The following is an 18,663-nucleotide window of genomic DNA, read 5'->3' as shown; positions in this document are numbered from 1 at the left end:
CAACCCGCTTCACGATGCGCTGGGCAGTCGATTCATGGACCTGATAGCTCAAACCTAAGTGGAACAACGTGCGGTACTCTCGCCAGTAACCTAGGGTCAATAATAGTTGATCCTCTAGGCTTAACGGGCTGGGGCGACCCGACTTCTTCTTCGTCAACTCGCCTGCTTTGAGCACTTCAAGCAGTTCGTGAAAGAGTGGCAGGGGGATTCCTACTCCGCGTTTGAACGCCGAGGGGGGTAGAGTTTTCAGGGTTAGGTAGTTCATTCTTAACTTTATAGGCGAAAATGACTACTTTCGCAAGAGGTCTACACTATCGCTCGTTGGGCGCACACAGTCCAGCAGATTCAGAGGCTTTTAAATAAAAAAGCACTTCAGAAACAGTGCCTTATAAAAACAACAACCGGAAAAACTAATAATTACTAATCAATAATTCCGAAACTTTACTCATGCCGCCTTTCTGAATTGAATAAACGGTTTCGGCCTTATTTATATTAAAGTTTTTAAATATCTCTATAATTTCTGGAACGTCATTAATCGACACCAGCCACTTACCTTTAATCACAGCTAGCACATCATGCAGTTTTTGAAAATCATCACGATTGAAAATAGCTTTTCCATAATAATCTTCGCAGCCGAAATAGGGCGGATCACAATAAAAAAAAGTTTCGGCACGGTCATAACGCTGAATAACGTCAGAGTAGGGCAGGCACTCCAAGGTCACACGCGCCAAACGCTGATGCGCATCCCACAAATCCGCCTCCAGCCGACTTAAATTAAGGCGTGGTGGACGATAGGCACTAATCCCAAACGTCGGCTTGTTCGCAATCTTCCCCGAAAACGCCAATTTTTGCAGATAGAAGAACCGACACGCCCGCTCTATATCCGTGAGCGTCTCAGGATCAACCTGTTGCAGCCGCAAAAACTCATCCCGACTCACCAGCGCCCACTGCATATAGCGTATAAATTCGGGCAAGTGCTTTTGGATGACGCGATAGAGCGTGATGACATCACGATTAATATCATTGAGCACCTCCGCATCCGACGGCGCTTTGCGAAACGTGATCCAAGCACCACCTGCAAATGCTTCGACGTAACAAGCGTGGGGTGGGATGAGTGGGACAATAGTTTTTGCGAGATGAAACTTTCCACCGACCCAGCCGGACAGCGGGGACTTTATTCTTTCTTTGGTCAGCATATAGTTACCTTATAGCCGGTGCTCACGCACGGGCGTTTAAGTTGTTGTTATGCTCTCATTACCTGATCGGGTAGTGAGAGCCTTGGTTGATGCTGACAGCTTATGTCTGTCGCAAAGATGACGGGTCAGTGTTAGCTGCACCGACTCGCCGCTCTCATTTTTAATTAATATTTACACATACCGCTCACACTCCACCGAGCCACTAAACCCAGAGACTCCAAGCGTCAGCGTACAATCCTTAGCCACCCACCGCTGACCATCAATATGAGTTCTAAAACCACGCGCAATGATTTCAGCTTCCGCCATCAAGGCTGGATTCGCACTAGCCAGCGTCAGCGATAAGGTATTGCTCCCACCCGCCAAGCGCCGCAGCTCTTCATCGGCTGCTTCGGTGGCACGCTCAGCCGAATCAAACAGCTCACGCACCACCCAGACCGGACTACTCCCCCGCGCCACTGTGCCAGCATTGCCTTCGTCATCGCGCCAATTGGCGGTGGCACCTGCATATTCACCCCGCCCCAGCTCTTGATAGCTCCACTGGCTGCAATCGCCATAATTCACCGTAATCTGCGGCATGCTTTGCCCCGATTGTGAGTTCAACGAGCCTTGGCTCACAAACACTAATCGACTATCCTTGACCGTCGCTACTGCGCCATAACTGCTACCCAGTCGGGTAATAAACGCCAAATCCGACTCATCTTGCTGCAAGAGCCAGCCAATAACGATGCTTCGATACGCAGCACCGACCGCTACTTGCCAACCATTCCGTCCCGCTACGGCCTCCAGCACTTCGCCTAAAGTCGTGCTCTGATAAACCTGTGTGCGTAAAACCTTGCCTTCGCCCATCATGTCGGCCGACTTGGCATGTATCGTCAGCTCGTCCGGTGCGCCTGACTCACTGCATTCGTCGACGTAATACGACCCCTTAAAATACAGCGTTTCAGCACCCGCGACTCGTTGCCCTAGCCAAACCTTTAACACGACTCCACGCCGAATCGGGGCAATGATGCCGCCGACATTGCTCAAGCGGATGTCGAGCGTGTCCGAATCAAACCCGCTGCTATCGCGCACACTCAGCTCAACCAGATACGGCTTAAATCTTGTCGTGACATCCACTCCATCCGCTTCAACTTTAAAAATCGGCTGCATAAATCAATCCCAGAGCTGTACTTGCGTTTTGACGGGCGAACTCGACTGCAAATCGGGCAATAGAATCACCACCCCCGCAGGCAAGACCGCCGGATGCTGTGCCAATATTGGATTAACCGCCAGCACTGCCTCGGTTGTCCCATGCTCAGCCCCATACTCCGCATAACAAAGTGCATCTAATACATCGCCGTCTTGGGTCGTATATGTCCGCATTAGTCATACCTCAACAGATTGAGCGTCCATTCCACCTTGCCCGGCTTCCCTGATCCGCTCAAATCGCTATACGTCTCACTAATGCCTTCAATGACCCAACGCCCCGGCAAATAGGGCACTCCAATCCCATTGCGTACCGTCCACAGCGCCTGTGGCACGCCTTCTTCTTTGAGCCGATACAGCGTCGTCATCGCATTGTGATTACCGATCCAACAACTAAACAGCACACCGGGGAGTGAAACGGTATCCGTATCCGGCCCCACATTTTGCAGGGCTGGCCGTTGCCCCAGTCGTTCTTGCTTTGCCCAGCGCTGCTGGCTGGAGCGTTGCACCTGATCAAACAGCAGCGTCGATACATCAAAAATAAACTGATTGCCAAACGCCACCTGCATCATGCCACCCCGTCCAAGTGTTGCGCCCGCAATTGCCGTGCGTGCTGCTGTTGTACCCGTTTCAGCACGCGCTCAACTTCAGCGGCAATTTGCGCCGCATCCTGCCCCACTGCGGCATTGATCGTGATATTAATCGGCGCAGAGTTGGGCACAGTCACATCGACCTGAGTTTGACTATTAGCCCGACTCAAAGCGCTAGAGACCCGCTGCGGCAAAGCGGTCACGCCAGCGGGTAAACTCACCGGCTGCTCATCATTCGCAGCACTTAGGGACAGAATATTAGTTTGAGCATCCATCATCACTGGCATGCCCATGCGCAGAATCGCCGCATCCCGCGCAGGGATCACCGCCTCATCTTTGTGTAAAATCGCGCGGTAGCCATCAAATGGGACATTGCGAAGGCCGATGGCGTGTGATCCGTCGGCGCTAGTAGTACTGGTAGAGGTGGTGCTAGTAGTTGTAGTGGTTGTTGTTTTAGCCGCTGCCGCAGAAATTTCCCCTGCTTTCTTGACCAATACATCAGCCAAGGCTACCACTGCCGTTTTCATGGTACCTAATTGAGTGTTTGCAATTGTCACATTATCACTGACCAGTTTCGACTTAGTGCTCAAGCCCTCCATTGCGGCAGCCGCCAATTTCGAGTTTTTATCAACCGCCGTACCTGCATCATCCAAGGGTTTTTTCACCCCTTGGAACATTTTGATCATGTCTTTGGGCAACTCGCCCATTAACTTATTGACCGTTTTCCCAGAGTCCGCCACCGCATCCATTGATCTAGCCACATTCATCGCGGCGGCATAAGCTTTGCGGCCTTCTTCCGTTTGCAGATCAAGGCTATCCACATATTTTCTAAACTCTGACACAGTATCAATCGACGCTGACCCTGATAAATTCAAACTTTGATTGAACTTGCGCACATCAACAGCTGCTTGTGATAACGCCAGCTGTTCTTTTTCCTTGTCCGAATAAAATTGATCATAATAAAAATTTGCAGACTGGGTGAGCTTGTCCATCCCGCCCATGAGCGAGACCAACGCGGACGAGGCTGCCTGCGCTTTCGGCCCCATGCCTCCAAAGTCAATCCCCAGTTTACGGGTTAAATCCACTACTTCTGCGTGCTGTGCGGCGGCAGCTTTGCCCGCATCCGCGACCGCATCCAACGAGCCAGCAACCGCCATCGCAGAGGCATAGGCTTTGCGCCCCGCTTCGGTGGTCAAGTCGAGTCCCAGGACATACTTTTTAAACTCAGCATGCGTATTAATCGCCGCTGTGCCGCTCAGACCCAGCTCTTTATTAAAATCACGGACAGCACTGGATGACTGCTTCAACGCCGCCGCTTTACGCTCTTCCTCACTAAAAAATTCAGTATAGAAAAAGTCATTCGCGGCTTTAACCTTATCAATCCCACCCATGAGATTCGTCAAGCCCATTGCAGCCGCTAAAGCTGAATCCTGTGTTTTGCCCAGATTCAGCCCCAAGCTCTGAAGGCTCGCAGCCAGTCCTGATTTTGCAACTTCAGACAGCTTAGCAAACTCAGCAATGATCTCCTCCGCCGTGAGCTTGGTCATGTCCCGACCGCTCGCCATTGCCTTTTGTAGCTCTTCGGGTAGAGCAGTAAATACCGTTTGATAGCGCTGTTTGAGCATGTCGGCAGTGGAGAAACCGGAGGTTTCCATCCCCTTCAGCGCAGCTGTAAATTTACCCACATGCTGAGGCAAGGTGTCGGCGATCATCTGATCCAGCGTTTGCATCTGCTGCATCATCGCGTGGAATTTCGGGACAAAATCTTTTTCCCGACCGATTTTATCCGACGCAGCAGTTGCGCCAACTGTACCGAAGGCCGTTTTGTAGTTATGTGCGTTACCCGCATGCCCACCTTGCGCTAGCATAGCTTGCCCATCGGTCGAACCTTGCGTAAACCGCAGTTTAGGATCACTGGGACCACCGAATAGTTTTGCCAGCCCAGCAACTCCCGCTAACGCCCAGCCCCAACCGGGGATTGCACTCACAAATGAACCTATACTGCCCATAATGCCTGATAGACCACTGCTTAGCGTGGAACTTAACCCACCCAATCCAGACAACAGCCCACCACCCGCTTTGCCTCCTCCTAAAATGTTTCCCAAACCTAAACTGCTGGTAATTGAGTTGCCCACACTCCCCATGATATTGCCCAGCATATTCCCGACCGGACTCATCACCGCTTGGATGACGGGTCGTAAAATCATATTGGCGAATTCGGCCTTGATGGAATCTGCAAGACTTTTGAAAGAGAACTTCCCACTCTCTACCGCGCTCATAATGCTATCGGTTAAATGCGTGCCAAGGTTTTTATTCAACGCCCCTTGGCGCTGCACCAACTCGGTGTTTTTCTGGTGCTCCAGCGCGGTCAGTGCCAAGGCTTTGGTATAGCCTTCGGTTTGTAGCTTATATAGCTCAGCCGCTGCAGCGCCTTGAGTCAGCTTAGTTTGCTCATAAGCCAGTTCTTCCGACAGCTTTTTAATCGACTTGGTAGCCTCTTCGCGGGCTTTGATTTCGTTTTCAATCTTAGTTTTACTTTGTTCTAAGGAAACACGCTCAGCCGCTTGTACTTTGTTCAAGCCTTCTAGCTCATATTTTTCCCTGAGCATCGCGGCTTTACCTAGATCACGTTCAACGGTGGCTAAGCGCAATTCATCACGAGCCGTTTTTAAGGTTTCAGTGGCTTTTTCACGCGCTTTGACCTCATCATCAATTTTGGATTTGCTTTGCTCCAAGGAGGCACGCTCAGCCGCTTGTGCTTTAGTGAGGCCTTCCAGCTCATACTTTTCCCTGAGCATGGCGGCTTTGCCTTGGTCACGTTCAATCGTGGCCAGGCGCAATTCATTACGAGCTGTTTTTAAGGTTTCAGTGGCTTTTTCACGCGCTTTAACCTCATCTTCAATTTTGGATTTGCTGTGCTCCAACGAGACGCGCTCAGCTGCTTGTGCTTTAGTAAGGCCTTCCAGCTCATACTTTTCCCTGAGCATCGCCTCCTTACCATGATCACGCTCAACAGTCGCTAAGCGCAGCTCATCTTTGGCTGTTTGTATTGCTTTAGTAGCTTGCTCGCGCTTTTGAATGAGATCAGTGAGCGTTTCTTTGGTTTGTTCTAAAGCAACCCGCTCAGCCACCTCAGAGGCTGTTAAGCCGGTGACCGCAAATTTCTTCTGCAGCATGGCTTCTTGGCCCTGCTGATGGTGGATAGTTAAAAGAGCAACCTCTTCGCGGGCTTTCTGCAGTTCTTCCTTGTTTTTGTTGATTTCACTGGCTAAATCTTTGGCCGCTTTGGCATGTTCATCTGCAGCACCTTTGGCTTTTTTATCAGCCCCTTCTTTTTCTTTAGCAGTGGAGGTGTATTTCTGATTGCTATCTTTGGCTTGATCTAATACAGATTTAAGCGCACTGGTTTTCTCGACTTCACTTTCGATTTCTTTATTGACAGCCCGCTGGGTTTCTTTGCGATCAATATAAGCTTTAGCGTTATCAATAGCCGCTGCCGCTGCCATTTTCGCACCGGAGGCCGCTGCCATGTGTGCCTGTGCGGTTGCCGCACTTTCAGCAGCCGTCGCCCGAAAACTAGCCGATTGTGCTGCAAATGACTGCCCAACGACATCGCCAGAGGCGCGAGCCGTGTTAGCCATAGCCTTAATATTACCCTCGGCGCTACCGATTGCAGCGCCAAAGCTTTCTAAGCCTGGGATTTTAGAGAAAAACCCACCCAAGCTAGACAAGCCACTAACCATATTGGCGAAACGGTCAAGCACGAATCCAACAGCTTTTCCAGCCATCGAAGCGATACCACCGAAGACGCCGCCAGCAATATCCAGTACAGCAGCAAAAGCAGAGGCAGCGGCGCTTTTGACCAAATAAAAAAGCGCCGCTGCACCATGCCCAAACATTTCTCCGTAAGCCTGCGCTGCTGTAAATGCTGCATTGGCACCGACCGGCAAATACGTAAACAGCACCCGCCCCTCGTTCACGATGCCGCCCAAAACGGTACCGACCCCTGTCAATCGAGTCGACTCGGCTAATATACCGCCTGTGCTATCAGACCACACATCGACCAGCAGTCGCATGTCTCCGCGTGCCTCTCTCAACCACGCGGTTACATTGTCTATACCTGACGTCACCAATGGGCCAAACGCAGAAAACATCTCTGCGCCCATCAAACCTGCCTCTTGTGACAGACCGCTAATGGCGGATTTCATATCAACTAATTTCGCATTAGCCTCGCCTAAGATGCGTTCTTCTTCTGGCGTGATGATGATTCCGCGTTTTTGTGCAACCACCTCCAGTTCGCGCAATAATTTGCCGTTATCTTCAAGAAGGGGTAACAACGCGGAGGCGTCATCAGCAATGGATTCGAGCAAGAAGATTTTATCATGCTGACTGACATTACTAACCTCTGTCATCGCTTTGCCAATTCGGAGTAGCGCCTGATCGGGCTGCATATTGATCAGCTCGTTGACATTCAGTCCGAGGCGCTCAACAATATCCACGGCTTCACCACCGCCTGTCGTTGCTAAATCCCCCAATTTGTCCGATACGTCTTTGAATATGTCGCGCATTTTTTCAGCGTCGATCCCCACACGGGCGGCGCCTTCACCCCAGACTTGCAGAGTCTGTGATGACATTCCTAGCTGCCGCTCTGCTGACTCCAACTCTTTGTGCATGGACATCAGCTCCGATGTAGCTCCCGCTATCGCCCCACCTGCACCGACAACGACTGCCGCCGCCGCCGCCATCCCTGTTTTTAAACCCTCATAGAGTGAGCCTGCTCGCTGTGCAATCGCACTGCCCAACTCCATGCGCCGATTTTGCGCTTCAATAGCGTGCTCAGTGCGCTCTGCTTGCCGAGCTAAATCTTCTAATTGCTCGGTCGTATTGCTAGTGCTGAGTCCAACAGCCTCCATTTGCGTGCGCGTATCGGCTAGCCTTTCTTCGGTGCGCTGGAATGCCTGCGTCAATCGTTCGGCGCTGCGCTCAGCCGCCGCCAATCGACTAGCAGCGCCTGACGTAGGGTCATTGGCAAACGCTTGGCGCAACTGGTCGACTTTTGCACGAGCCTCCTCCAATTTTTGGCGTGCTGTGTCAACCTGCTGCGTCCGCATCTCAAAATTTTCAACCAGCTTCTGCTTGCGCTTCAGCTCCGCCAACTCCTGCCCCAGCGCTGTGATTTTTGTTTGAGCGGAGGTAAACGCTGACGTAAACGCCGAATCAAGGCGTGCGCCTATTTCGATAATGAGGCTATTTCCAGACATTTGCTGTCTCCCGACAGTACCACTGCTTATTGCGTGGCATCCACCCACTCCAACAGTTCGGGGATTTCCATGTCACCAATTTCGGCTAGACTCCAACCTGTAAACGAGGCCAATACCACGCAGAGCCGCCGTAAATCAGCAGTATCAACGTTGCTTACGTTTGCGAAAAGAGCCATAGATAGCATCTAACCCTAGCCAATCCGTTTGTAGATCCATCTCCCACAAATCCTCCAATCGATAGCCTGCCAAGCGTGCGATTTTTTCGCCTAACTTTTCTTCTTTGAAATTTAGAGAGTCTTTAGTTTTTGGGCGACGCAGCGTGATTTTCTCCACGATTTTGCCGTTGATAGTGAGTGGAAATTTGAGTGTTAACGTTTCGCCCTCGATTTTTGGCTTATCTTTGAAGCTCTTAAAGACCTTCAATAACTCCATCAAGTCAAGTTCTTCGTCCAACTCTTCGATGACGGCAAGCGGTTGTTCGAGCACACTAGCGAACATGCGGGTCGTCATTTCGTATTGATTACTGTCCTCTGACTGCCACTCTGCCACCTGTTTATCTTTCAGCAGAGGACGCCGCATCCACAACTCAGTGATTTCGCCGTTTTCGCTGGCAATCGGAAACTCTAAACGATAGCGCTTCTTATCCTGCTTAGCCTTCGCATCAGCAAAATCAACAACAACGTCAGGGAATAAAGATGCATCAGTAGCTGGCATAAACGCCTCCATTTATAAAGATTGAACCGTCCTCACGACGGGAATAAATTCGGAAAAAGCGGCTCACCTTTAGATGAGCCGAACTTCAAAGTGGGCGGCATACGCTGTGCCGCCGGTTGCAAACTTAGCCTAAGAATTGGCGGTCACTGTCGTCTTGCACATCCATCACATTGTGCTCAAACACCACCACGCCATTGATCTCATAGCGGAATTTGTGGCAAGTGAAGGTATATTTGCGCTGTGTATCCTCACCCATTTTCACTGAGCCTAAATCGACTTGCTCAAAGAAGCCCACGGCGACAATGTTGTGCTTGCCGCTTGCGCAGTTCGCCATGTTTTTATAAATCTGGCGCAGATTAAGCGTGCGAAAACCGTCGCACTGCTTGGTAAAACCCGCGAGCACCGAAGTGCGTAGTTCGGCGGCGCTAATGGTGATGTCGAGCGGCGCATCTAAACTGCCGGTGGGGAATTTGGCCGGTGCGCCCATACCCGCATACTGCTTCGTTTCGGTTTTGCGCTTGAGCTGCGGTAAGCCAATATCGACCAATCCAATAAATTCTGTACCGTTTTCGTACAGCTTCATGTTTTGTAAAATTTCTGGGATTTGTACTGCCATTTTGATCTCCCTTAGCCCAATACGTTGAGCAAGTAGTCATGGGTGATGCGTAGGACAATGCCCGGCTGCTCATTCGGCGGCGGCACCGTAAAGTCGGCATACAGCCACGTCGCCCCTTCGCGGATTTCATCCACACTGTTTTTGGTCGGATGCTTGATCACACGTGCGCCTTTCAGTAGCCAGCCTTGGCGAACTAGTGTGTCCAGCTCGAATTGGATCATCTCAATCCGATGATCAAGTAATTGCTGACTGATTAGGCCGTCAGTGGCAGCAAATTCATGGCGTTGAATGATTTTTGCGATGTGGTCGGTCATGCGTACCGCCGATTCGTACTGCCACATCAGCTCGTTGGAACAAGTGCGGTTGCCGAAAAAGCGTAGGCCATTTTCGCGCCGCAACGTAGTCACATGCATGGCATTGAGATAATTACCATCGCTATCAGCGCCGAAATAATCCACAGCTTGACTGATGGTCAGCGGCGGCACGGTGGCTACAAAGTCATCGGCGAGCGGCACATTGGAGAGCGTTTTCGCCCGACCGCCGATGGACGCATTGGCATCAATTTTTGAGCGCAAGCCCAAAGCGACCGCGACCGCCTGCACGGTGTTTTCACCGCGTTCAAACTCCGGCCAAATCAACATCATGCGCCGATGATTGTAGAGCTGGCGCACGGCAACGACTTCCGCGCGTGTTGAGCCTTTTGCCCCAACATACGCAAAGCCACCGACCCGATCCGCCAGATTTTGTAGTGCCGTTACTGCGACTGATTCCGCATCCAAGCCAGGAGCACCCAATATTTCGGGCGTGACTTCAAATAGGCTTTGGCTGGCCGTCATCGCCAGCGTACCCGCTGCCACATGTGCCGCCTGCTCAGCAGCATCCGATGAGCTTGGGACACGAACTACGACGATTTGCGGGTTAATGCCTTGATCATAAATCGCGGCCAGTGCACCGCTTAACGTGCCGTTTGTGCCTGCTTTATCCATGCTACTACGGTCACTGAGCAGCACCGGGGTATTTAATGGGTAAAACTGAGCATCAGCATCCTCCGCCGTGGCAATCAATCCAATGGGCGTGGATGCGGGAGTAATCGCGGTTGGCGCGGCATCTTGCGACTGCAAAATACTCGGCCCGTGGTAAAAATTGCTTGGCATAATGCCTCCTTAGTTTGGATAATACCGACTCACGTCGGGTGGTTTTGTATTACTGAGTAAACTGCCGCATAGCAGCCATCGCCTCTTCTTTGGCTAATGCCAATGCCGTATCAATGGCGGTGCTATCCGCTGCGACCTCAATCGCTTTTTCGGCACGACGTTTGATACCTTGCGCAACGCCTATCAATTGCTGCCTCGCCGCGTTTTTCGCCAGTACTTTGGCCGCCCAAATAGGAGGCGTTTCGTCCTTTACCAACATCGCTGCAATCATGGCGTGCTGGCTATCGCTGGCTGTGCCTGCTGTATACGCCAGTGCCGCCTGCAGCTGCACCGGCCACGTGTCGCGCTCCTCCCCTGTCGCATCACCGGATAACTGTTGCAACGCTTGTGCATGTTGCTGTCTGATGCGCTCCAACGCCGCTTGCCGAGCCTGCGTTAACGCCTGCTCCGCAATCTGCTGGACTGGCACCCCCCTCTCTGCCAAATAGGCCGCCGTCCCGCTGACCTCAAACCCGGCATGCACTACTGTTAAAATTTGATTATCCATCGTTGTGTCCTCGTTATGCGACAACCCGAGCTAGCTGAGCACCGGTGTAGTTGGTCAATAAGTGGCTCGCGTTACTCCATTTTTGGCTCAGGATGTACGTATCTGTCGCTAATGATCCGGCATAGTTAAAAATCGTGATCAATGGCTGGTAATGGGTATAAACGATGTTGCCGCCGCCCAACAACTCGAGGCCGTAAAACATCAAGCTGATAGACATCGCTAGCACATAGGGCGATATAAGCGCCATGTTAGATGGGATGATCAATTTTCCATGAGAAAATGCACAAGACAATGAGCTACCCCACCACGGGTATAGAAAACACGAGTGATAACCGACACTAGGTTTATTGTTCAGGGACGGTTTTAACTCCAGCGTAACGGCATAAAAATGGATGTATGCCAATCCCGACGAATGTATGCATAACGTAGGGTAAGCATACCCATCTGACGATTCAAAATGGGGCACAACGATGATCGGTTTTGCAGTGCCGCCCCGGTGTTCGATTCGTACGTTTGGGCTTTTCCAATACAGCCATTTTGTTTGTTGTGCACCGGGGTTAAGCGTATAGGTGTTGTCCCCTCTTAGATAGATGACAGTGGGGCGAGCCGCCGGTACTTTATCAAGTGCCTCATCCAATGATGAGTACGGTGATTGACTCGAGCCATTGCCACCTGCCGCCGCTTTGCCATCCACATAGATCAGCACCTCGCCCAAAGTGGGAGCTACTTTGTCTAACAGTTGCTGGCCTGCCGCCGCCACATCTGTCGCCAATTTTGCTCTGTCAGATTGGATCAATGCTCCTTGTTCTTGGAAGAATGCAGCAGCATCAAGGTGTGTTTGTATACCTTGTTGCAACTGCTGTTGTAGTGTCATCGTCATACACTAACTCCTGTTTTGATCGGTTGTGTTAGCTGCCGAAATTCGTGGATTAGGCGGGTTTGTGTAAGTGAAAATTGCCCGATTGCGTTATGTACATGAGCCACGAGTTGATAATTGAACAACTCCAGTGGCTGATTATGATGCTCAATAGTGATCGAATTCGCCGGAAATGCCGCCAGCAACAAATTAACCGACAGCAACGCATCCGTCACATAAGGAGTTACCGGATAAATCGCTTGGGTCGCACTGCCGTAAATGGCAATGACGTTATGATCGGCATCACACAGCGCAAATTCGGACAAGCGCCATTCATTAGCATTCAAGCCCGCCAAATTGACGGTCATTTGCCACTGATACGGAGTCACTTTATTCGCAGCGGCGACTTCCACATAGCCGATTAAATTTTTGAGTGTGTCGGTCATGGCACGACCGCCGTCGTCAAATTGCAGCGCCTGCAAACCAGACCCCACGGCAATGTACTTGACCTGCAAGGCCATGCCTGCATTGAGGCTCAGTGCGCGTTGCATCCCCGATACGGTCGGGTAAGCAACAATGGACAGTGGATTAGGCAATGGATACCTCCAATTGACAATGCGTAGTGAGTTGCCCACTGGCGGCGAGTGCCAAGCCAGCGGGCACAGAATTTTTGGCAGCGAGTCGCACTGGAGCAGTTTCTAACTGTTGATGAGTTGTCAGCTGACAGCTACTGACTAAGGCAAAGCCCAGCGGCCTTGACGCATGAGCCACGAGTCGCACTGGTGCGGCTTCTAGTTGCTGATGCGTAGTGAGTTGGCCGCTACTCGCCAGCGCCAGGCCCGTCGGCGCAGTGGTTTCCACCAGCAATCTAAAATCAAAATGGATGCTGGCACGCTTGGTATGATTCATCTGGTCGATAATGTCGGCAAGTACCGTTTCGCTAATCAAGATATCAGCGCTTGGATCGAGCACCGTTTGCACGCTCAGCGTCAGGCGCATCGTGCCACGTTCGCCCTGGGGCACTTGCTGCCACCACTCGTCAATAGTGACTTCAACGCCCAAAGCAGCAAGTGCATCTTCGACCCCACCGCGTGTGCCCTTGTGGGTATGTACCGCAATACTATTCGCGACGACCGACCGCTTGGTCGCTTCCGGCCAGCCATCATTCCACGTATCAACAGAGTAGGCATAAGCCAACCAAGGCAGAAATTCCAGTGGACAGGCCCACGGGTCATGCAAGGCTTTAATGATATCGGGCGAAAGGCGGCAATACTTTTGCGCCATTTCCTCTTCAAGTGCTAATTCAACTGTCGTTGGCTGTGGCAGCAGAGTCTTAAATTCGCAGCTCATACTTTGGCCTCTGTCAAAACAAAAGAGTCACAGTAAGGTGCTTGCATGGCACCAACTGCTAAAGGCAGCTCAGCCGGTGATTGAATCGTAGCACGATAAACCCCCGGTTGATGTAAAGCGGCATCAATCGCGGACCGATGCACACCGTGGCCAATCCGTTCGGACTGGCTGCGGTACTTGAGCCATGCGGTTTCGATAGCGATTTTCACTGAAGCGGACGACGGCCCCGGGTAATAAACGACATCAGCAGCGAGGCTGTAATGCAGCACCTCCGCCGATTGAACCGTGACTAAATCCCCTAATACGCGGGTATAGCGGCTGTGGAGGTAGGCTTCAACGGTCGCCAATAGCTCTGGCGTGGCCGTGCCATCGCCCTCTTGGGAGAGGACACTGATCACAATTTCACAGGGATTCGGCGAGATTACCGCCGCATCCTTGACTAGGCCGGAGGCTGACAGGGTATTAAACAAATACCAACCCATGCTGCCACCACGGGCGTAATTTTCAATCGCTAACAGTGTGCGCTTGCGCAAGGCCGCATCAGACTCTAAAACGGCCTTGGTTGTGCTAGTCGCTGGGCTAATCACCAAGCGCGATACGCCATAATTGGCGGCCAAGTGATCTAAATTTGCTCCGGTCGCATAGGCAATCAGCAAGTCTTTGGCAACTTGATTCACGCGATGATGCAGCAATAATTCACGATACGCATCCGCTTCCACCAGTCGGGTCGCGGGGTCGGATGGCAGGTCGAGATAATACAGCCCTGCTTCTTGGTCAAACGGGATTTTCCAATAACTTTCTGTATCGGTTTGGATGAGCGTGGCTTGCTTTAAAACCGGCTGCCCATCGACAAACACCAGCGGATGCAGGCCATTTAGCGTCTGTTTACGCTCATTCAACAGCACATCATAGTTCAATGCTGCCAACACTTCTGGCGGTGGGAGCTGACTTAAATCTTTGTCGTGATACGGTTGGTCGATCATAGTGCGACCCCCACCGCGACATTATAGCCAAGGTAATCGCCCTGCAACTCCAGCACCCACTTACCCTGCAAGCCTTCGGCTTTGCTACGAATAGTGGGTTTGACTTGTTGTAGTTTAAAGCGTGGTTCCCAGCGCCCCAAAGCGTCGGCAACAGCGGCTGTCCATTGCAAAATGGTGCTTGGGTTTAATGGTTTGTCGAGCAACTCAAACAAGCGACTGCCATAGTCTCGGCGCATGACTCTTGAGCCGATGAGGGTACAGAGAATGTCAGCAATCGACTGTTTGAGATGTTCAATCCCGCTCAAAAGACGGCCTGTTTGTGCGTGCATACCATAGCGCTGCGTGCGTAAAATTTGCAACTGTTGAGGCGCATTAGATCCAGTACTCGACTGCACGAGCCGAGTACTGGTGTTTTTTGCGGCCGGTTGGCTACTGATCAATACGTCGAGTTTGTTATTGATCAGCGTGAGCGCTTTGGAGTCACCGCCAGTCACTTGCACGGCATACTCTGACAGATTAGCGGCCATCGCTGCGTATGCCTGTGCCATTGCGGTCACGTCCATCGTTGCGCTCATGCCGTTAGCCCTTAAACGCTACTAGTGCCGTCAGCGTTCGGCAAGCCTGCCGGACGTGTGCGACCTACCCATAAGCGATTAATAAACGCCTGAGCACTTTGCTCATGAGACGCTTTCAATTCGTCACGAGTCGGAAACTCTTGGATCGCCGCTTCAATGTTCGTGACACGCACGCCCAAGGCATCTAAATCGCTGCGCAGGCCGCCGATCAGCAAAGCGTGTTCAGAGCTGGAGGTTTCTAGTGCTAAAACGCGAGCCACTAAAGATTGAAACGCTTGAAAGCCTTCGGTTGTTTCGTCGCCGTCAAGCAACTCATTGACTGCGGAAATTTTAGCAGCCAAGGCGGTCATATCAACGTTGACGACATTCAATCGCCCATCAACGACTGATTCCATCAACGCGATTAAATTTGCGGCTTCGGCTTGTTGTTGGGAGATTAAATTGTCACGCAATTGGGCAGTAGTTAATGCCATTATTATTCACCTTTTTTTAGTTTTTGCAGATTGATCAACTCGCTGTTGAAGCGAGAAAAATCACTGTTTGCGTAGGCTGTCCGCCACTCCTGACCTGTCGTATCGCTCTCAAAGGTCACGGTGTGTGCCGTTGAGCCAACGATTTGTCCGCCATGCAGCTTGATGTAGGCTGCAAGACCTAAATTTTTCACGATGACACGCATTACGCTTGCTTCAGCGCGTCGATACGGCGCTCTAAATGTTCTATGACCAAACGAAATTTCGGATCACGTCCCAAACACACCAACACACCCTGCTCCGGCTTGCCTTGCGGTGCAATCAATAGGCATTTTTCCTCAATCGTGGCTCCCAAAGGCCGATTAATCACTGGCAAGTTAGGTGTCTCAAATGTGCCAGATGCGGCTTGGACTAGTGCAGTGGCACTAGTAGCTGCTACGGTTTTGATCGAGCCAAACCGGTGTGTGGCGTTGACCATGCGGCTGAGATCGGCGAGTGTGTAAAGGCTTTTGGTGTTCATCGGCGCCTTCCTGTGTTTTCGGTGAGTGCGTCCAGCAAAATGCGCTTGATTGATTCAACATCCGCTGCACTGATGCCCAATAATTCACGCGGCACATAACCTGCCCCGTTTTGATATTCACGGGCACGGGTGGCTTTATGCTCGTAAAAGCCCACTTCCTCATTGCCCGCTGACCGCCGCTCCACAAATTTCCAAAATTGCGGAAACATGCGTAGGCTTTTTTTGGTGGGCTTCGCTTCACGCATCCGATCTAAGCGAAAACGGCGAATGCTTTTAGTTTTTTGATCAAAACCTTCAAAATAACGGCCATTTTCACGACCATTGATCACCGTGCGAATGCTGCGCTGCTTCTGTCCATTGGTATAGGCAAAGCGGCGAACGCCTTGCTTCGTAAACGGCAAACGTGCTGCCATCGGCGACCCATCTGGCTCGACGTTGGCTTTAATTCGTTTTTTATTTTCGGCTTGTAAAAACACAGAGGCTTTTTTCAGAGCGCGGCGGCGAGTCACTGGCCCTGCATTGCGGTATAAAAGCGCAAGTGCTTCAGGGAGTTGATTATTGCCTGCCATTAGCATGTGACAATCTCCCCGCCGTTGTTTTTGTTAATTTCAATAATTTCTAGGTCGATCATCAAATCGACGGTTTCGTTATTATTGAGTTCAGCCATGAAGCGCAGTCTTTTTCGCTGCCCTTCGCTGTGTAGCCACCAACCGACTTTGCGGAGTAAATCCGCAACTTCGCCCGCATAACCAGCGACATAAATACTCAACTGATAACTGAGTGTCATATAAAACTGCAGGTCAGGTTCTGCCAATGTGTAGGTGATCGGCTGGGTGCTGTTGTCCTGCACAGACGCCTCGATTTCGTCAAAAGAGCAATCAGCATCCCCGCCCTCAATATCCAAACGAAACTGTTCTGCAGCCAGACCAGTTTCGATTAAAAATTGTTTGAGTCGCTGTAGGCGTACTTGCATCAAATCAACTCCACGGACGAGAAACTACCTTGGGGATAAGCCAACATCAAAATCGCTTCGCGGTATTCGATGAGGTATTGATCCGCCACTTTTTCCTGAGCTTCCGCACGCGGTAGAGCGTGCATCGTGGTATCGGTAGCACGATAGCGATTGCTCATCAGCTCCATCGCCTTGGCAAAGACTGCCGTTTTATAGCTTTCAATTAAAACTTTCTTATCGCCCTGTTCTTCTTGCGGCACATCCTCCAGCGTCGCATAGCCCATGCGTGACCATGCGCAAAACTGCTGGTGCAACTCAGCATTGGTGAGTCGCAGTGCTTGCTCTAAACGTGCCAACCGCTTAGTAGCGTCAAAACTCTCGTCAATGCGATAGGCTTTTTCAAACTCTTGCACGCTTACATCTGGCCAAAAACCGTTATTTATAATCGGGTGCTGTATGATTGCTGGAGTGTTGGCAATAAACGAAGGAAGGCTCATTCGATGTCCTTACCCTGCACAGCGCGAAGCAGCGTTTTCTGGCAAGCCATCCACGCTTTCCATTGTTTCAAAATGATCAGCGCTTCAACAATGCAAATCCCCGCCAAAATACCGACAATCCCTAAGCGTTCGATGCCGTCTGCGGCGGCTACAATGTCTTGCATAATTAGTACACATCAATTTGAGTCAGCACCCGCTGCTCAAAATACTCAATGCAGAAGCGAGCAACGATCTGGCACGCAACCATGACGGCCATCCCCAATCCGCCAAGCACTTGCATTTGCATCATGCCTAAAATACTGCCAATCCCAATCACTGCGAGCACGAAACCATGCCCTAGATAAAACCAGCGGTGGTAGTCGGTGCCACTGGCAAACAGCCACAACGACAACAACATCAATACAAAACAAAGTAAAAAAATGATTGCGGTCATCGTTAGTGCTCCATTAAAACAGCGAGGCTGGGGTCAAACTGCAATGGACGAGGAGGAGTTGTTGTCACATTCACAGTTGCCCCAGCGGCTGCTTGTCCCTGCGAGGTGGGGGACTCGGTGGTTGCCAATTGCTCACGCAAGGCAGTCATACGTTTTTTGATGCGGATATGCGGATCAAGGCGAATGGCCTCTTCAAAATAGTCTAAAGCGGCAGCAGGATGGCTATTAGCTAGCAAGTCCCCGCAAACTCGCTTGAGTTTGGCGCGAACCTCGTCGTGCATATCCATGTGTGCGGTTTGCTCATCGAGCCATAACGCAAAAGGATTCAAAGCCACAGCGTTGGGCGAGGCGGTTGGCGCCTCGATTTGGCGCAGTGTCCACTTCGCTACAGACTCAGCCAGCCAGCTCCCTAAGGGTCGTGCAAACTCGGTCGGCATGGCAATGCCATTGTCCAATGCATAGCGAGCTAGCCGATCAAACACATCCATTTGCTCAGCGTCAAATGCCCAAATCATCACTTGAGTCAATACCTCATCGCCTCGCCCGACGGCCATCATTCCCTCTAAATAAGGCAAGTAGTCGGGCAGTAGTTCTGCTTTGACTTCTGCTTTACGCTGCATGGAGGCAATTTTTTTCAGGCGAGCACGATCAGCGCCGAGCTTATAGCGCATGGCGCGGTCGAGCGGTTGCAAAGCAGGGGCAATAGCCTGTCCCTGCTCTCGCTCAGCTTGCTTGCGTAAGGTATCGCGCTGTATCGGTGTCAT

General features: G+C 51.3%; 25 protein-coding genes. All 25 read right to left on the bottom strand.

Translation table 11 applies throughout. The annotated features are described in order from the left end of the window. The coding region (locus tag B5D50_RS10950) for a helix-turn-helix domain-containing protein (protein WP_143594339.1) at window positions 1-265 on the bottom strand (265 nt) is incomplete at its 3' end. A 145-nt stretch (window positions 266-410) separates the two neighbouring features. After that, complete coding sequence (locus tag B5D50_RS10945; protein WP_078922687.1) at window positions 411-1,196, bottom strand: DNA adenine methylase; 786 nt, start codon at window positions 1,194-1,196, stop codon at window positions 411-413. A gap of 171 nt (window positions 1,197-1,367) precedes the next feature. Continuing rightward, a complete protein-coding gene (locus tag B5D50_RS10940) occupies window positions 1,368-2,345 on the bottom strand; it encodes a contractile injection system protein, VgrG/Pvc8 family (protein ID WP_078922686.1) in 978 nt (325 codons plus the stop codon). Window positions 2,346-2,348: 3 nt separating this feature from the next. Beyond that, window positions 2,349-2,558, bottom strand: a complete 210-nt coding sequence (locus B5D50_RS10935) for a tail protein X (protein WP_078922685.1) — start codon at window positions 2,556-2,558, stop codon at window positions 2,349-2,351. Continuing rightward, complete coding sequence (locus B5D50_RS10930) at window positions 2,558-2,953, bottom strand: phage tail protein (RefSeq protein ID WP_078922684.1); 396 nt, start codon at window positions 2,951-2,953, stop codon at window positions 2,558-2,560. The genes B5D50_RS10935 and B5D50_RS10930 overlap by 1 nt, the downstream gene beginning before the upstream one ends. Continuing rightward, window positions 2,950-8,232: a phage tail tape measure C-terminal domain-containing protein gene (locus B5D50_RS10925; RefSeq protein WP_078922683.1), complete on the bottom strand. Its 5,283-nt coding sequence runs from the start codon at window positions 8,230-8,232 to the stop codon at window positions 2,950-2,952. The genes B5D50_RS10930 and B5D50_RS10925 overlap by 4 nt, the downstream gene beginning before the upstream one ends. Before the next feature lie 26 nt (window positions 8,233-8,258). After that, a complete protein-coding gene (locus B5D50_RS20350) occupies window positions 8,259-8,408 on the bottom strand; it encodes a hypothetical protein (protein ID WP_159448620.1) in 150 nt (49 codons plus the stop codon). After that, a complete protein-coding gene (locus tag B5D50_RS10920) occupies window positions 8,377-8,946 on the bottom strand; it encodes a phage tail assembly protein (protein ID WP_078922682.1) in 570 nt (189 codons plus the stop codon). The genes B5D50_RS20350 and B5D50_RS10920 overlap by 32 nt, the downstream gene beginning before the upstream one ends. Before the next feature lie 124 nt (window positions 8,947-9,070). Continuing rightward, window positions 9,071-9,562 carry a phage major tail tube protein gene (locus B5D50_RS10915; protein WP_078922681.1) on the bottom strand — a complete coding sequence of 164 codons (492 nt, stop codon included), beginning with the start codon at window positions 9,560-9,562 and terminating at the stop codon, window positions 9,071-9,073. Window positions 9,563-9,573: 11 nt separating this feature from the next. Further along, window positions 9,574-10,716: a phage tail sheath protein gene (locus tag B5D50_RS10910; protein WP_078922680.1), complete on the bottom strand. Its 1,143-nt coding sequence runs from the start codon at window positions 10,714-10,716 to the stop codon at window positions 9,574-9,576. A gap of 49 nt (window positions 10,717-10,765) precedes the next feature. Next, a complete protein-coding gene (locus tag B5D50_RS10905; protein ID WP_078922679.1) occupies window positions 10,766-11,263 on the bottom strand; it encodes a hypothetical protein in 498 nt (165 codons plus the stop codon). Window positions 11,264-11,276: 13 nt separating this feature from the next. After that, window positions 11,277-12,143, bottom strand: coding sequence for a hypothetical protein (locus B5D50_RS10900; RefSeq protein WP_078922678.1), 867 nt, complete (start codon window positions 12,141-12,143; stop codon window positions 11,277-11,279). Further along, window positions 12,140-12,715 (bottom strand): hypothetical protein, encoded by a 576-nt coding sequence (locus B5D50_RS10895; RefSeq protein ID WP_078922677.1) that lies wholly within the window; start codon window positions 12,713-12,715, stop codon window positions 12,140-12,142. The genes B5D50_RS10900 and B5D50_RS10895 overlap by 4 nt, the downstream gene beginning before the upstream one ends. Further along, window positions 12,708-13,469, bottom strand: a complete 762-nt coding sequence (locus B5D50_RS10890) for a phage tail protein I (RefSeq protein WP_078922675.1) — start codon at window positions 13,467-13,469, stop codon at window positions 12,708-12,710. The genes B5D50_RS10895 and B5D50_RS10890 overlap by 8 nt, the downstream gene beginning before the upstream one ends. After that, complete coding sequence (locus tag B5D50_RS10885; RefSeq protein WP_078922673.1) at window positions 13,466-14,452, bottom strand: baseplate assembly protein; 987 nt, start codon at window positions 14,450-14,452, stop codon at window positions 13,466-13,468. The genes B5D50_RS10890 and B5D50_RS10885 overlap by 4 nt, the downstream gene beginning before the upstream one ends. Continuing rightward, window positions 14,449-15,027: a GPW/gp25 family protein gene (locus B5D50_RS20610; protein ID WP_234975855.1), complete on the bottom strand. Its 579-nt coding sequence runs from the start codon at window positions 15,025-15,027 to the stop codon at window positions 14,449-14,451. Before B5D50_RS20610 ends, B5D50_RS10885 begins: the two co-directional genes overlap by 4 nt. An 11-nt stretch (window positions 15,028-15,038) precedes the next feature. Continuing rightward, on the bottom strand, window positions 15,039-15,500 hold the full coding sequence (locus B5D50_RS10875) for a hypothetical protein (protein WP_078922672.1): 462 nt from the start codon (window positions 15,498-15,500) through the stop codon (window positions 15,039-15,041). Between the two features lie 2 nt (window positions 15,501-15,502). Next, the gene (locus B5D50_RS10870) at window positions 15,503-15,703 is read right to left on the bottom strand and encodes a hypothetical protein (protein WP_078922670.1); all 201 of its coding nucleotides are present in this window, start codon (window positions 15,701-15,703) and stop codon (window positions 15,503-15,505) included. Then, on the bottom strand, window positions 15,703-16,017 hold the full coding sequence (locus tag B5D50_RS10865; protein WP_078922668.1) for a hypothetical protein: 315 nt from the start codon (window positions 16,015-16,017) through the stop codon (window positions 15,703-15,705). Before B5D50_RS10865 ends, B5D50_RS10870 begins: the two co-directional genes overlap by 1 nt. Next, window positions 16,014-16,592, bottom strand: coding sequence for a WYL domain-containing transcriptional regulator (locus tag B5D50_RS10860; RefSeq protein WP_078922666.1), 579 nt, complete (start codon window positions 16,590-16,592; stop codon window positions 16,014-16,016). The genes B5D50_RS10865 and B5D50_RS10860 overlap by 4 nt, the downstream gene beginning before the upstream one ends. Beyond that, a complete protein-coding gene (locus tag B5D50_RS10855) occupies window positions 16,586-16,990 on the bottom strand; it encodes a phage tail protein (RefSeq protein ID WP_078922663.1) in 405 nt (134 codons plus the stop codon). Before B5D50_RS10855 ends, B5D50_RS10860 begins: the two co-directional genes overlap by 7 nt. Beyond that, entirely contained in the window at window positions 16,990-17,466 is a 477-nt protein-coding gene (locus tag B5D50_RS10850) for a head completion/stabilization protein (protein ID WP_078922660.1), read from the bottom strand. The genes B5D50_RS10855 and B5D50_RS10850 overlap by 1 nt, the downstream gene beginning before the upstream one ends. Continuing rightward, window positions 17,463-17,630, bottom strand: coding sequence for a hypothetical protein (locus B5D50_RS20345; RefSeq protein WP_159448619.1), 168 nt, complete (start codon window positions 17,628-17,630; stop codon window positions 17,463-17,465). The genes B5D50_RS10850 and B5D50_RS20345 overlap by 4 nt, the downstream gene beginning before the upstream one ends. A gap of 2 nt (window positions 17,631-17,632) precedes the next feature. Next, window positions 17,633-17,899 (bottom strand): hypothetical protein, encoded by a 267-nt coding sequence (locus tag B5D50_RS10845; protein ID WP_078922658.1) that lies wholly within the window; start codon window positions 17,897-17,899, stop codon window positions 17,633-17,635. Between the two features lie 2 nt (window positions 17,900-17,901). Then, window positions 17,902-18,663: a phage terminase small subunit gene (gene gpM / locus B5D50_RS10840; protein ID WP_078922656.1), complete on the bottom strand. Its 762-nt coding sequence runs from the start codon at window positions 18,661-18,663 to the stop codon at window positions 17,902-17,904.

This window comes from Thiothrix eikelboomii (assembly GCF_900167255.1).
GTDB lineage: Bacteria > Pseudomonadota > Gammaproteobacteria > Thiotrichales > Thiotrichaceae > Thiolinea > Thiolinea eikelboomii.
The sequence above is the reverse complement of the archived record's forward strand: the minus strand, read 5'-3'. Positions and strand labels throughout refer to the sequence as shown.

Coding starts and splice junctions, on each gene's coding strand:
- B5D50_RS10945 (WP_078922687.1), bottom strand. CDS start 1,196: ATGCTGACCAAAGAAAGAATAAAGTCCCCGCTGTCCGGCTGGGTCGGT.
- B5D50_RS10940 (WP_078922686.1), bottom strand. CDS start 2,345: ATGCAGCCGATTTTTAAAGTTGAAGCGGATGGAGTGGATGTCACGACA.
- B5D50_RS10935 (WP_078922685.1), bottom strand. CDS start 2,558: ATGCGGACATATACGACCCAAGACGGCGATGTATTAGATGCACTTTGT.
- B5D50_RS10930 (WP_078922684.1), bottom strand. CDS start 2,953: ATGATGCAGGTGGCGTTTGGCAATCAGTTTATTTTTGATGTATCGACG.
- B5D50_RS10925 (WP_078922683.1), bottom strand. CDS start 8,232: ATGTCTGGAAATAGCCTCATTATCGAAATAGGCGCACGCCTTGATTCG.
- B5D50_RS20350 (WP_159448620.1), bottom strand. CDS start 8,408: ATGGCTCTTTTCGCAAACGTAAGCAACGTTGATACTGCTGATTTACGG.
- B5D50_RS10920 (WP_078922682.1), bottom strand. CDS start 8,946: ATGCCAGCTACTGATGCATCTTTATTCCCTGACGTTGTTGTTGATTTT.
- B5D50_RS10915 (WP_078922681.1), bottom strand. CDS start 9,562: ATGGCAGTACAAATCCCAGAAATTTTACAAAACATGAAGCTGTACGAA.
- B5D50_RS10910 (WP_078922680.1), bottom strand. CDS start 10,716: ATGCCAAGCAATTTTTACCACGGGCCGAGTATTTTGCAGTCGCAAGAT.
- B5D50_RS10905 (WP_078922679.1), bottom strand. CDS start 11,263: ATGGATAATCAAATTTTAACAGTAGTGCATGCCGGGTTTGAGGTCAGC.
- B5D50_RS10900 (WP_078922678.1), bottom strand. CDS start 12,143: ATGACGATGACACTACAACAGCAGTTGCAACAAGGTATACAAACACAC.
- B5D50_RS10890 (WP_078922675.1), bottom strand. CDS start 13,469: ATGAGCTGCGAATTTAAGACTCTGCTGCCACAGCCAACGACAGTTGAA.
- B5D50_RS10885 (WP_078922673.1), bottom strand. CDS start 14,452: ATGATCGACCAACCGTATCACGACAAAGATTTAAGTCAGCTCCCACCG.
- B5D50_RS20610 (WP_234975855.1), bottom strand. CDS start 15,027: ATGAGCGCAACGATGGACGTGACCGCAATGGCACAGGCATACGCAGCG.
- B5D50_RS10875 (WP_078922672.1), bottom strand. CDS start 15,500: ATGGCATTAACTACTGCCCAATTGCGTGACAATTTAATCTCCCAACAA.
- B5D50_RS10870 (WP_078922670.1), bottom strand. CDS start 15,703: ATGCGTGTCATCGTGAAAAATTTAGGTCTTGCAGCCTACATCAAGCTG.
- B5D50_RS10865 (WP_078922668.1), bottom strand. CDS start 16,017: ATGAACACCAAAAGCCTTTACACACTCGCCGATCTCAGCCGCATGGTC.
- B5D50_RS10860 (WP_078922666.1), bottom strand. CDS start 16,592: ATGCTAATGGCAGGCAATAATCAACTCCCTGAAGCACTTGCGCTTTTA.
- B5D50_RS10855 (WP_078922663.1), bottom strand. CDS start 16,990: ATGCAAGTACGCCTACAGCGACTCAAACAATTTTTAATCGAAACTGGT.
- B5D50_RS10850 (WP_078922660.1), bottom strand. CDS start 17,466: ATGAGCCTTCCTTCGTTTATTGCCAACACTCCAGCAATCATACAGCAC.
- B5D50_RS20345 (WP_159448619.1), bottom strand. CDS start 17,630: ATGCAAGACATTGTAGCCGCCGCAGACGGCATCGAACGCTTAGGGATT.
- B5D50_RS10845 (WP_078922658.1), bottom strand. CDS start 17,899: ATGACCGCAATCATTTTTTTACTTTGTTTTGTATTGATGTTGTTGTCG.
- gpM (WP_078922656.1), bottom strand. CDS start 18,663: ATGACACCGATACAGCGCGATACCTTACGCAAGCAAGCTGAGCGAGAG.